The organism is Psychrobacter sp. DAB_AL32B (assembly GCF_002224105.1).
GTDB lineage: Bacteria > Pseudomonadota > Gammaproteobacteria > Pseudomonadales > Moraxellaceae > Psychrobacter.
The window spans coordinates 1-13383 of sequence record NZ_NEXU01000056.1 but is presented as its reverse complement, the minus strand read 5'-3'; the positions used below and the strand labels follow the sequence as shown (position 1 = coordinate 13383).

Below are 13383 nucleotides of genomic sequence, written 5' to 3'. Positions count from 1 at the left end.
CGTAGTCGGTCTGGCTTTTCTGATCCGCATCGTCCTTCATGCTCTGTTCCTAGTTTTAGGCCCAACGGGTGTCGGTAAAACGGAGTTGACCAAATCACTGGCGAACTTCTTGTTCGATAGTGAAGATGCCATCGTACGTATCGATATGAGTGAGTACATGGAGAAGCACAGTGTCAGTCGTTTGGTGGGCGCGCCTCCAGGTTACGTCGGTTATGAAGAAGGCGGCGCTTTGACTGAGGCTGTACGCCGCAAGCCTTATAGTGTAATTTTGTTTGATGAAGTCGAAAAAGCGCATCCTGATGTGTTTAATATCTTGCTGCAAGTATTGGACGATGGGCGCTTGACAGATTCACAGGGCCGTGTGGTTGACTTTAAAAACACCGTCATCATTATGACCAGTAATTTGGGTTCGCATAAAATCCAAGAAATGGTTGGTGAGAGCTATGAAGATATCAAAGCGGAAGTAATGGATTCGGTTGGACAACATTTCCGCCCAGAATTCGTTAACCGTATTGATGAAATTGTGGTCTTCCATCCACTTGGTATGTCGCAGATGGCGGGTATCGCTGAGATTCAATTGAATCGCTTGCGTCAGCGTTTATATGAGCGTGAGATGGATATCGAGCTATCAGCAGATGCCATGAACAAGCTGGTGGCAGTTGGTTACGACCCTGTGTATGGCGCGCGTCCGTTAAAACGCGCCATTCAGCAAGAGATCGAAAACCCATTGTCATTGAAGCTACTAGCGGGTGATTTTGTCGCTGGTGATATCATCAAAATCGATGTCGGTGCTGATGATAAGTTGACCTTTGATAAGCTTAGAATGAGCTAATAGCAAACTTTAACGGTCGTTTTGAACGTTACATTAAACCCCTTATTTGCCATGAGCAAATAAGGGGTTTTTGTTTGATACTCAATCATTATTTTACCGTTTTAATATTTTTACTATGTTATAACTGACCTAAGCTCTAATAATATGAATACAAGATCTATGGAGATAAAAAATGATAATAATAAAAACCAAAAGCATCAATGTATTTTTAGCCTTACCTATCATCGTAACTGCTCTGTTGTTTAGCGCCTCGGCTTGCTCCAATCCTTCAGCAGTCAATACCAATGCAGATCTTGCGGAATATAAAGAAGCGCAGACCTCTACCGCTGATAGGCAAGAAAATATCGATAAACCTGCTTTTACTACTAAGGCAATCGCTACTTTTAATGAGCCTTGGGCAATGACTGCACTACCAAAAGTTGATGGTAAGCCGCCAAAACTACTAGTAACGCAAAAGACAGGTGAGTTATTTATAGTTGATACGGCGACTGGCGTTAAGACAGCAGTTGCTGGCGTGCCCAAAGTAGCTTATGGCGGACAGGGCGGTCTTGGAGATATTATCATTGCGCCAGATTTTGCCACTTCTAATAACGTATATATTAGCTACGTAGAAGCGGGTACAGGCAATGAAAGTAATAAGTTTGGTGCCAAAGTCATTCGAGCTCAGCTTTCAGGTTTGCATACTAATGAGCCAAGCTTGCAACAAATTACCCCAATTTGGCAGCAGACCCCAAAAGTTAAAGGGCAAGGGCATTATAGTCATCGATTGCTGTTCTCACCTAATGGGCAATATTTATATATCAGTTCAGGTGAGCGGCAAGAAAAAACCCCAGCGCAAGATATGAGTGTCAACTTGGGTAAAATCATTAGATTAAATCCTGATGGTACTGTGCCAGCCGATAATCCATTTATGAATAAAAACAATGATATCGCCGCTCAGTTTTGGACAATCGGTCATCGCAATGTATTGGGTATGGCGTTCGATGATAGTGGCAAATTTTGGGCGCATGAAATGGGGCCACGAGGTGGCGATGAGTTTAATCTTATTGAAAAAGGCAAGAATTATGGCTGGCCGCTGGTGTCCAATGGGCGTAACTACACGGGTACAGATATTCCCGACCACGATACCCGCCCCGAATTTGCAGCGCCCGCCATTACTTGGACACCGGTAATATCGCCTTCATCAATGAGTATCTATTCCTCTGGTAAATATAATGATTTTCCAGCGTGGCAAGGGAATGCCCTTATCAGCGGTTTGTCATCGAAGGCGCTCATTGTGGTTAATTTTGATGAAAATAACACGGCATCTGAGCGTTATCGCTACGATATGGGCGAACGCATTCGTAGTGTGCTGGTTGTGAATGGAGAGGTGTGGGTGTTAGAGGATGGTGCTGAGGGGAGGCTTTTACGATTATTACCTAAATAAACTAAAAATAGCACGACGTATAACCAGTACAATATGGAATTGGTATATTAATAGATGGATGAATAGCCATGTATCAAGAGATTTAATTTTTCGTCGCTTACTATGCGCTTTACACTTCAGATGCTCCGAAAAATCAAAACCAGTAGCGCTATATTGTTTTTTTAAATAAAATTTATCAGTTTTAAAGTATGTTTTTATTAATATAATCATATGTTTACTTATCATTAATATTACCTAAAAAAGATAAACAATGTTTAAATCAAAATACTCAGTCACTTGGTTTCTTTAGTGACATTAATTTTTATGATAAAGAGGTGACTGCTGCGATTTGATAGTTCGTACATATCTTGTTAAGGTGGACACCCAAAAAAATTGAGATGACTAAATGGATCATGTAAAAGTTGGCCGATTGGGCCCTTTTCCTCGCGTTAGTAAGCCAGTGTTTTTATCCTCGGCAATTTTAATTGTCGCGTTTATTATTTTCGGTGCTTTTTTTAATGAACTTGCAAATGAGGTATTTGGCCAAGCAAAGGCGTTTATTTCTGTACGCTTTGGCTGGTTCTTTATTGTCGTCGTCAATCTAGCCTTAGTAATGAGTGTTTACTTAATATTTAGTAAATACGGTGATATCAGGCTTGGATACCAGACAGAAAAGCCTGAATACAATCTGATTTCTTGGATTGGTATGTTGTTCTCAGCCGGTATCGGTATTGGATTACTCTATTGGGGTACTGCTGAGCCGCTACAGCATTTTATGGCACCGCCGCTAGGTGAGCCTGGGACGATTGCTGCTGCCAAGCAAGCGATGAATATCTCGTTCTTACATTATGGTCTGCATGTATGGGCCATCTATGGCATGGTTGCGCTGTCATTGGCCTACTTTCACTATCGCCGCGGTTTGCCATTGGCGATTCGATCGACGTTATATCCTTTGATTGGTAAAAAAATCTATGGTCCATGGGGTCATACGGTTGATACTTTAGCGGTATTCGGTACGATGTTTGGGGTAGTAACGACTTTGGGTCTTGGGGTATTGCAAATTAACTCTGGTCTTGACACGTTATTCGGTATTCCTAATAACATTACCGTACAGATTATTTTGATAGCCTTTATCACTATGCTTGCCGGTCTGTCACTGATGATGGGCTTGGACAAAGGTATCAAGCGCTTAAGCGATATCAATATTTTCCTGACCATTGTACTGCTAAGCTTTGTTATTATCTTAGGGCCGACCCAGTTTATCGTAAACAGTTTTGTAGAAAACATCGGTAACTATATACATCAAGTGATTCCATTAGGTCTTTGGACGGAGTCATATGCTGGCGAAGAAAACTGGCAGTCTTCTTGGACGATTTTCTATTGGGCATGGTGGATTAGTTGGTCGCCATTCGTTGGGGTATTTATCGCGCGTATTTCTCGTGGTCGTACCATTCGCGAGTTTATATTGGGTGTACTACTTATTCCCATTACTATTTTATTTCTATGGTTTACAGCGTTTGGTGGCTCGGCGGTGCACATGGAGTTGATGGCTGCGGCTGATCCTAGTCTAGCAAGTCCAGGTCTTATCGAAGCAGTGAAGGCTGATTATGGTAGTGCTATCTTTAAATTAATGGAGTTTTATCCATTTGCTAAAGCGGCAACCTTACTGATTATTGTCATGATTGTGCTGTGGTTTGTGACGTCATCAGATTCAGCCAGCTTTGTTATTGATATGTTGACTTCAGGTGGCGATGCCAATCCACCAAAGATTCAGCGTTTATTCTGGGCCGGTACTGAAGGCGTTATCGCTGCGGTATTATTGGCAGCTGGTGGATTAGGCGCCTTACAAGCAGCTTCCATTGTCTCAGGCTTTCCCTTTGCGGTTGTTATACTGATTATGCTGTATTCATTACTGCGTGGCTTAAGTCGAGATCGCTTGATTTTGTACCGCAACCAGCAATGGTTTATTACTGAAGAGTCAGCAGAGCATAATTCAGCTAATGAATTCCGCGATGAAGACTTACTCACAGGCCCGCCTGATATTGAAAAACCGACTGAATAGGTATTTATTAGCCTATCGTTGAATAGAAAAGCCCCAGCTTATGATGAAGCTGGGGCTTTTTCCATGTATGTGCGCTACCTAGTTTATTTTACTAAAGGACGTCTACGTAAAGCTATGAGCATTGTCCTTTAACGTAACCGACTGCCACAGTTGTGCCACACGCTGAGCATGAGTTGCCCGCAGTACGATAGCTGACTCCTGATCGATTCTTTACGGTCACACAAACAGGATCGTATTGCGCCGTACACATCGTTTGTTCAGGATTATAAGGCGGGCACTTGGTAAAAGGGTTGTTGATAGATCCTTGATTCGCCGCCTGACTTTGGTCTTTGTTATACTCAGTAGTATGAATAGGGGAGGTATCAGGCGCATCGATGCTTTGGATGTTATTACAGCCGGCTAAGGCTATGGTCACTGATAACCCTAATAATGATAAGCATGATAGCGATGAAAGCTGTGATTTGTATAAATGCTTCATAATAATATTTCCTTATAGATAGCATTCGATAACGTCCTGTTATCGACAGTTAACTTCAACCATATCAGTCATAAAGTGGTCTAAATTTATAGTAGCTTATTTATCAGCAGTCAGCCACTGAATCATCGTCAACAAAAAACCCAAGCTTAACGTTAAGCTTGGGTTTAAATTTTATTATTATAAAACTATTTTTCACTTTAGGAAATTCAGCTAAATACTGTGGTTTTATTTAACAAGAGTCTTATTTAGCAGGCTTATCGTCTTGATTGATCTGCACATATTTATCGAAATTTTGTGCGTAATCTGTCAAGTTGTCGCTAAGCATTTGACGGTATTGTTTGACATAGAACTCAACGATATCGTCTTTTTCTTTGGCAAAGTCATCACCCTTTACAAAGCCAATAGAGGCAACAGAGGCGCTATAACGTGCTGCTGCATAGAGTAGTGATGCACCTACTTGTCCTGAGTGGGCATCAGAACCCAACTGACTGTTTGCAACACCGATGATGGCATCCGCACGTTGATAAAACGCCTGCATTTCAGGGGTGATTTCAAGGCTTGCATCAATATTATTGTTTTGAGCGTCGTTTTGAGTATTGTCTTGGGTGTTGCTTTGAATACCGTCTTGAATATTGTCTTGAGACATAAGCGAGTCCTAATAATGGTAGGTAAATTTAAATTTATTATGACAGTTTAAAAACTGGCTAAAATAATAGAGCATTTAATGCAAGTTTTATAAACCTGCATCTGCTTTTAAAATGTCGGCTTTGTCTGTTTTTTCCCACGTAAAGGCCGTTTCAGAACCTTGGCGACCAAAGTGTCCAAAACTAGCTGTTTGCTGATACATCGGCTGTAATAAATTAAGCATGCGCGTAATGCCATAAGGGCGCAAGTCAAAATGTTTACGGATCAAGCGAATGATTTCGTCGTTGCTAATCTTGTTGGTACCGAAAGTATTGATCGAAATAGAGGTTGGTTCAGCAACGCCAATTGCATAGCTTATTTGGACTTCACAGCGATCAGCAATGCCGGCGGCAACTAGATTCTTGGCGACATAACGTACCGCGTAAGCCGCACTACGATCAACCTTGGAAGGATCTTTACCACTGAATGCGCCGCCACCATGACGCGCCATACCGCCATAAGTATCAACGATAATCTTGCGACCGGTAAGACCTGCATCACCGACCGGACCACCAATGACGAACTTGCCAGTTGGATTAATATGGTAGCGCGTACCGGCATGCAATAGATCCGCTGGCAATACTTGCTTAATAATAGATTCCATTACCGCTTCTTGCAGATCTGCTTGTGAGATACTTGGGTCATGTTGAGTCGACAGCACCACGGCATCAATAGCAATAGGACGATTGCCGTCATATTTTAGGGTCACTTGCGCTTTGGCATCTGGACGTAACCACGGTAATTCACCAGCACGGCGCAACTCTGACTGACGCTGCATGAGACGGTGGGCATATTCGATAGGAGCTGGCATTAATACTTCAGTCTCATTACTGGCATAACCAAACATTAAGCCTTGGTCACCTGCACCTTGCTCTTCAGGATCACTGCGATCGACACCTTGGGCAATCTCAGGGGATTGCTTGCCAAGCATGTTGATCACGGCGCAAGTCTCGCCATCAAAACCTAAGTCTGAATGATGATAGCCAATACCGTTGACCGTATCACGTACAATACGTTCAAAGTCGATGTTGGCGGTCGTTGATATTTCACCAGCCAATACTACTGCGCCAGTTTTGACTAGTGTCTCACACGCCACACGCGCATGAATATCTTCACGCAAAATAGCATCAAGGATAGCATCTGAGATTTGGTCAGCCATTTTATCAGGATGACCTTCGCTCACAGATTCTGAGGTAAATAAGTTGTATTCGCGCATAATAGGATCGCTTAGTTGCAAGGACTGTAATCTATAAACTCAGTCATTATTAAATGTTAACGGAAAATAAGAGGCAAAATTGAATCAAAAAATTATGACATTTTAACGTGAATTGAGGTAAAACTCTAGTGTCAGCTATCTTTGCTAAAAATCATCAAGCTGGCTATCTTCTTGCCAACGATATTCTATATAATCAGCAACTTCTTGTGCGCTATCGCGACCTTGTCTGTCAGCAATAAAGCCGAGCGCCATATCCATTCCAGCACTGACGCCTGAAGAGGTATAAAACTTGCCGTCTACAACCCAACGTGCTTGCTTTACCCAATGAACCTCAGTGGCCTGTTCAGTTACCCATTGCCACGCCCGTTTGTTAGAAGTTGCTTGCTTATTCTTTAAGATGCCAGCCTTCGCTAATAACGCACTGCCAGTACAGACGCTCAGCACCCAGTCAGCGCTATCAGCAAGCATAGCAAGTGTCTGCAAAAAGTGGCTATCATTTATTAGTGGGCGAGTCCCTTTACCACCGACCACTAATAATATATGAGTCTGATATTCTAGCTCTGCTAATGCAATCGTTTGCAAAGCAACCCCATGATGGTTATAAACAATACCACCCTTGATTGACGCAAACTGAATACGAAAATATTCAGGCAGACTGCCGAATATCTCAATGGGTCCAAATAAATCTAATGTTTCAAAATCATCAAATACTAGAGCAGTAAGGGTTTGCATCCTGCTTCCTTAAGTTAAGGTATTTAGAAAGATAACGTTTAAAAACCTTTAAATTTCTAAAAACGCTGCTTTATCCTTAAACATACATTCTTCATAGACAGGACAAGCGCCACATTTCGGTGTGCGTGCTTGACAAGTATAGCGCCCATGCAAAATCAGATAATGATGCGCATCAACGATAAAGTCATCTGGGATGCGTTCGACCAGTTTTTTTTCGACGATTAATACGTTTTTACCAGTGGCGAGACCAGTGCGATTACCTACTCGGAAGATGTGGGTGTCGACGGCCATCGTTGGCTGTCCAAAGGCTGTATTTAAGACCACATTAGCGGTCTTGCGCCCAACGCCAGCCAGTGATTCTAAGTCTTTGCGATTGTCAGGTACGGTGCTATCAAACTTCTCGATCAAATCACGGCAGGTTTTGATAACGTTTTTAGCTTTGGCATTATATAGGCCGATATTTTTAATATATGCTTTAAGTCCTTCCTCACCTAATGCCAAAATGGACTCAGGTGTGTTCGCCAGCGGATATAACTTGCGAGTGGCAATATTGACGCTCACGTCGGTTGCCTGTGCCGATAAAATCACCGCGATAAGCAGCTCAAAATTACTGCCATAGTTGAGCTCAGTGACTGGCTCGTCAATCGTCGCTGCCAATTTTTCAAAAAATGGGCGCACGTCACGATTGGGCATCCGCCTCGATGGTGGGGTATCAGCAGTTTTATGTTTGACGGTTTTACTCATAGTTTTTTTACTATAGTTTTCATTATTAATGCCGCAAGAGTATATGTAGGTAATTTTATAGAAATATTATCGAATAAAATATTTATCTACTATTAAAGATCTAAAAGCTCTGCTTGTAAGACGTCAAGCTCTGCTTGTTTGTTCTCATTTGGGCGCACACTAAGCTGCTTTTCTAGCTTTTTAATTTTGCTGCGTAGCTTGGCGGCGGCAATGGTGTTTTTCGCTTGCTCTTCACTGATGTTTAACGACTGACTGGCAGCATTATTCAACTTAGCCTCTACCATGCTGACCACGGGTTTGCTATTGCTGCTATCCGCAAGCTGCTCACTGACGCGTTTTAAATGGGTATGATAGCGCTGGCGCAAATCCTCTTGTTCAAATGTACGCTCAGCTATCGAAAGCGTGCGCTCAATGGTGACCAAATCAATGCAATCGACAGGACAGGGCGCGATACATAGCTCACAGCCGGTGCACAAATCAGTAAAAATAGTATGCATGTGCTTACCAGTACCGACGATGGCATCGACTGGACAGGCAGGAATACATTTGGTACAGCCGATACAATCGTCTTCGCGAATAACAGCGCGCACTTCAACAGGGCGCTGCGAGATGGCATCTATTGGCCATTTTGAAGGTTTAGCGCTAAGCGCTAGCGTATTAAAAACTGTATCATCTTTTGCGTTGTTATTTAAGCTATGCAAATCATCTGGATTGTATGCAAGGTCTTCTTGATTGATAATTTGCGCGATAGCATCAGTAACTGGTTGACCACCTGGCACACATTTATTGTACGCTTCATCATTTAATACGATAGCGGCTGCATAAGGTAAGCAGCCATCTGCATGGTCGCAAAGACCGCACTGTGTCTGCGGTAGACAAGCGTCAATGCGCGCAATCTTTGCTTGTATACTGGCAGGCAAAATTCGTATGTTCAACGTATCGAACAAGATAGGCAAATTGATTAAGCGGATATTGGTGCTACTTTCACTGGTATTACTTTGCATGTAATTCAAAACCTTCATATCAGTGCTAAGTACTGACATTAGAATAAATAAGACGATGGCGACATTTATCAATCATACTTTGATGCTAGAGATTAAAGCGATAACCCTTGCTCGTGGGCAATTTGCGCAATCAGCTCATAAGCAATACTGCCTTTCGACGGTATTTTTGGCAAATCTGAGAGGTCAAAAAAGTCGGCGTGTGAGAGCTCATCTTCTTGTATAACAATGTCACCACCCGCATACGACGCTCGAAAACCAAGCATTAAATTGGACGGAAATGGCCATGGCTGACTGCTTACATAGTGAATATCAGATAAACTAATACCCACCTCTTCTGCCACTTCACGTACCACCGCATGCTCTAGACTTTCACCGACTTCTACAAAACCTGCAATTAAACCGTATTGTAGTGATTGTAGCGCTGTTTTTTGCTGACCATAACGATGATGATGGGCTAATAAAATTTGCATTTCACCGGTTTGCGGATTAGGTCGGGTAATGGCAGTAATGATGCAGGGTTGCACACGCGGATACTGCCGCAATCTACAAACTTGACAGACCATGGCGCGATCATCCCGTTTGGCATGAACAACTGGCGCCGCGCAGCGACTACAAAACTGCGTATCTGCTTGCCAACGTAACAACTGTATGGCTTGGCTAAGCTGATCAGACAATGCCATAGGCAGTTGGGTGATAAGCTGTCGATAAGGCACAAAAGCGTTAGCGTTACTCTCAAAACTACTATTTTCTAAATTATCGGTTTCTAAAGTTCTAGATTCTAAATTACTGTTTTCTAAAGTATTGCTTTCTAAAATAATAGGCAAGGTAATATTATGTGCTATTGCATAGTCATAAGTAATCGCGCTGGCTGCTTGAGCGGTTATGGCATTAGAGTCAACATTTTCATTGGCTTCATTTAGACTATCTGTAGCGTCACTAGGTAGCCAGTGGCTTGGCGCTAAGCTTTCAAATAGCGCTACCTGTCCAATTTGATAAGCTTGCTGATAGTCGCTAGCGCTTGACTCTGTCTGGTTATCTGATTGAGGCAACTGAACCTGCAAAGGCCACCAGCCACTAGGCGTCTGACGACACAAAACGGTTTCGTCATTAAGTATAAAGGCGCTTGACATAAGGCAAGTTTCCGAACGGTCAAAGACGGCTCATATCAGCTTAGATATGAGCCTATTAAAGTAATTTATTAAGCAGCAAGTAACTGGCTCAAGCTGTGTTGCCCAACATCAAGTGCTTGCTTACTGACTGGGCGATGGTTTTCAAAACCATCTAAATGATGATCTACTGCCATCATAACATCAGCGATATAAGCTAATGTGTCATCATCGATACGGGTTCCACTATTGATACGGTGCTGCAAATAGCTCGCCAATTGGCTGAGCATACTAGCAGGCGTTGGCAGCTGCAAAAAGCGCACCGCACCGGCCACTTGGCGCATCATCTCAGGAATGTTTTGAATATTCAGTACATCGCGCTCAGGTTCAGCGAGATAGTCATTGATGGCTTGCTCCGCACTGGCAATCGCGGTACGACTTTCTTGTGTTAACGTATCATAGGCAGTATTGAGTTGGTGCAATGAGATATGCGGATTATTCAAAGGCAGATAAATTGCCCCTGGTGTATGCATCTCTGCCATCGCAATAGTGGCGTTTTCAGCATGCATCAATGCCAAGAGTAAGTGGTCAAAATCTTCTGGAGAAGGCGTACGCCATTTAGTTACCGCTTCTGCCGCTTTAGTAAGGCTGTTGGCAGCATTTGATAGAACCAGCAGATGTAATGATGAGCTCAACGTGGTCAGCTCTTCAATGATTTGAGAGGTTTGCATATCAACTGGATTGATCGAATCACCACGCGCGTAGCTATCGACGTTTTCTTTGATAGTATTGATTTGAGTCTGAATGATTGTATTCAAAGTGTCGGTGAGTGCGCGGTTAGGACCGAATAAGAAGCGCGCCATCTGTTTACGTTGCGGATCTTCTAGTTGGTTAGCAGCATATTGCTCACGCAGGATTTTTGCTTCTTCGGTATCACGTTGGCACGCAAAACTGACCAAATCTGCAAAACGCGTATCCATCACAGGCAAGTAGCTTTGGAACTGCTGTTCTAAATAAATGAGCGTGTGTTTTTGGCTCAAGTTAAGAGGCAAGATAGTTGCAATATCAGTGACCGCAGTTGCTGCTGCCTGCCAAAACAGACTACTACTGTTTGCTGCTATCAAAGCACAGGCGGCTGCCATTGCATCCAGTTTTTGCTGATCATCTTGGCTCAGATTACCGTCTCGATTAATCAAAGCGACGCCAAGACCACTACGATATGCATAAGTTAATAATTCACTATCAATATTTAGCTCATTAAGCGGCTGGAAATTCTGTTCAGGATTGGCAATAATGACACTACTGTTGCCGAAAATAGCAAAATACTCTGCATCGATAGGTGCAATTTGGCTGTGGGCATTGAGCTTATTAATAATAGGTAATAATAAAGTCGGCTCTACCGACTCCGTCAGCAGCACAAATTCAACATAACGATCAAGCGTCATGATGGCTTCTGACAAATCCATAATCAAGGCGATATTGTTATTATCACCACTATCATAAAGTTGTTGCAGCCCCTGTATAATCGCTGTGTTGAGCGCTTCTGCACCAGCCAAAGAAATCAGCTGAAAAATACAAGACAGCTGTTTTAGCACAATAATAGAGTCTAACAATAAAGGCGCTTGGCTATTGTCGTCAGTAAATTCGCCCAAATGGATCTCAGTGTCTTTTAATATGACATTAATCTCATCGTGCAATAAATGGAGTGATGGTAGATTAAAGTCAGTCACACTCAGCGTTGGTGCGGTTAATTTCATTTGGTTAGATTTATTCATATTTATTTTTCCATAAAATACTGACGAAAATGGCAATCATTTAGAGGATAAATTAAAAAAGTATATGGCTAAGGCTTTAACGCTTATTGTTATAATAATCGAGACTATATCCCCTAACGGCCAATTTAAGAAGCTATTTTAATCACTGTTACATTTTGGCTTTTAGCTCAGTATAGTCTTCTGCGAGCGTAGCATACCAGCTTTGATTGGCGCTCTCATCGGTACTCGACTCAAGCAATAAAGCAGCCAAATTGGCAAAGCTGGCATGGGCAGTGTGTCCGCCGTCTGCTTGAGTGTCTTCCTCAATTGCCAATGTGACCTGTCCGCCGGTCATCGCCAGATAAACTTCAGCTAAAATCTCTGAATCTAGTAATGCCCCGTGAAAAGTACGGTCTTGCTTACCAACATCTAAACGACGCACGAGAGCGTCTAGGGTGTTTTTTTGCCCAGGATATTGCTGCTTGGCCATTACCAGCGAGTCAGTCACTTTTACCCGCTCGGCAAAGTCATGCATGCCAACTTTAGCAAATTCCATATTTAGGAAATTCATATCAAACGTGGCGTTATGAGCGATGACCTCTGCACCGTCCATAAAGTCATAGAGCGACTGAGCGACTTGATCAAAGGTTGGTTTGTCGGTTAAAAACGCTTCAGAGATACCGTGAATCCGAATAACTTCTTCATCCATACCGCGCTGTGGATTGATATAGACGTGTAACTTTTCGCCGGTAAACTTACGCCCGACCATCTCTACAATACCGACTTCGACAATGCGATCGCCCTTTAACGGATCAAGACCTGTGGTTTCAGTATCCATGATGAGTTGGCGGTCAGATTCATGACGATTGATAGGCTGAGGTAGTAGCGGTTTAAAATGTGGATTGGCACGGCTAGTATCGCCATCGAATTTTGGCGTTTCAGTATCTATAGTAGCTTCTATATCAGTATATATATTTGGTATATTAGCGTTAATCGTGGTATCAGTCATAAAGGTCTGCGCTTCCGGTATATCTGTGGTAGTCGTTGGTTTGCTAGCATTATCCTGATAGCGATTTGCTTCTACTATATCGCTTCTATACATCATATCATCGACATGGTTTTTATCATTACCATAATTGTCCAGTATATGACTTTCCGATATCTGGCTTTCTAACGTCTGTTTTTCTAATATCTGACTTTCCACCATATGATCATCTGATAGTTCTTCATCAAGCTCGTCATCCATCATATCAAAACCTAATGGATCACAACTTTAGCCAGTCATCGCTCGTGGCTGGCTTTTTATCAGACACTTTGTTTTCTCTTTTTTTTTATTGTTATATTTTTTTTTTTTTTTTTTTAATTT

10 protein-coding genes and 2 pseudogenes are annotated in these 13383 nt (G+C 42.5%); 3 read left to right on the top strand and 9 right to left on the bottom strand.

The features are described 5' to 3' along the window. The 3 genes and pseudogenes from CAN34_RS06470 to CAN34_RS06455 form a co-directional block, all read left to right on the top strand. Nucleotides 1-832, top strand: a pseudogene (locus CAN34_RS06470) (AAA family ATPase); the annotation flags it as partial. 172 nt (nt 833-1004) lie between these two features. Continuing rightward, nucleotides 1005-2258 (top strand): PQQ-dependent sugar dehydrogenase, encoded by a 1254-nt coding sequence (locus CAN34_RS06465; RefSeq protein WP_089554959.1) that lies wholly within the window; start codon nt 1005-1007, stop codon nt 2256-2258. Between the two features lie 385 nt (nt 2259-2643). After that, nucleotides 2644-4299, top strand: coding sequence for a BCCT family transporter (locus CAN34_RS06455; RefSeq protein WP_089554957.1), 1656 nt, complete (start codon nt 2644-2646; stop codon nt 4297-4299). A 112-nt stretch (nt 4300-4411) separates the two neighbouring features. Here the strand turns inward: CAN34_RS06455 and CAN34_RS06450 are convergent, their stop codons facing one another. The 9 genes and pseudogenes from CAN34_RS06450 to dnaQ all read right to left on the bottom strand — a co-directional run. Then, nucleotides 4412-4777 (bottom strand): hypothetical protein, encoded by a 366-nt coding sequence (locus CAN34_RS06450; protein ID WP_089554956.1) that lies wholly within the window; start codon nt 4775-4777, stop codon nt 4412-4414. Between the two features lie 241 nt (nt 4778-5018). After that, nucleotides 5019-5315, bottom strand: coding sequence for a DUF3144 domain-containing protein (locus CAN34_RS06445; RefSeq protein WP_079693040.1), 297 nt, complete (start codon nt 5313-5315; stop codon nt 5019-5021). A 195-nt stretch (nt 5316-5510) separates the two neighbouring features. Continuing rightward, nucleotides 5511-6677 carry a methionine adenosyltransferase gene (metK, locus tag CAN34_RS06440; protein WP_089554955.1) on the bottom strand — a complete coding sequence of 389 codons (1167 nt, stop codon included), beginning with the start codon at nt 6675-6677 and terminating at the stop codon, nt 5511-5513. Between the two features lie 144 nt (nt 6678-6821). Continuing rightward, entirely contained in the window at nt 6822-7409 is a 588-nt protein-coding gene (locus CAN34_RS06435) for a DJ-1/PfpI family protein (protein WP_089554954.1), read from the bottom strand. 48 nt (nt 7410-7457) lie between these two features. Beyond that, nucleotides 7458-8153, bottom strand: coding sequence for an endonuclease III (gene nth, locus CAN34_RS06430; RefSeq protein ID WP_089554953.1), 696 nt, complete (start codon nt 8151-8153; stop codon nt 7458-7460). A gap of 92 nt (nt 8154-8245) precedes the next feature. Continuing rightward, the gene (locus CAN34_RS06425) at nt 8246-9157 is read right to left on the bottom strand and encodes an RnfABCDGE type electron transport complex subunit B (protein WP_089554952.1); all 912 of its coding nucleotides are present in this window, start codon (nt 9155-9157) and stop codon (nt 8246-8248) included. A 92-nt stretch (nt 9158-9249) separates the two neighbouring features. Beyond that, nucleotides 9250-10287: an NAD(+) diphosphatase gene (nudC, locus tag CAN34_RS06420; RefSeq protein WP_089554951.1), complete on the bottom strand. Its 1038-nt coding sequence runs from the start codon at nt 10285-10287 to the stop codon at nt 9250-9252. A gap of 68 nt (nt 10288-10355) precedes the next feature. Beyond that, nucleotides 10356-12038: a hypothetical protein gene (locus CAN34_RS06415; RefSeq protein ID WP_089554950.1), complete on the bottom strand. Its 1683-nt coding sequence runs from the start codon at nt 12036-12038 to the stop codon at nt 10356-10358. A gap of 148 nt (nt 12039-12186) precedes the next feature. Next, a pseudogene (dnaQ, locus tag CAN34_RS06410) lies at nt 12187-12957 on the bottom strand (DNA polymerase III subunit epsilon); the annotation flags it as partial. Between the last annotated feature and the right edge of the window lie 426 nt (nt 12958-13383).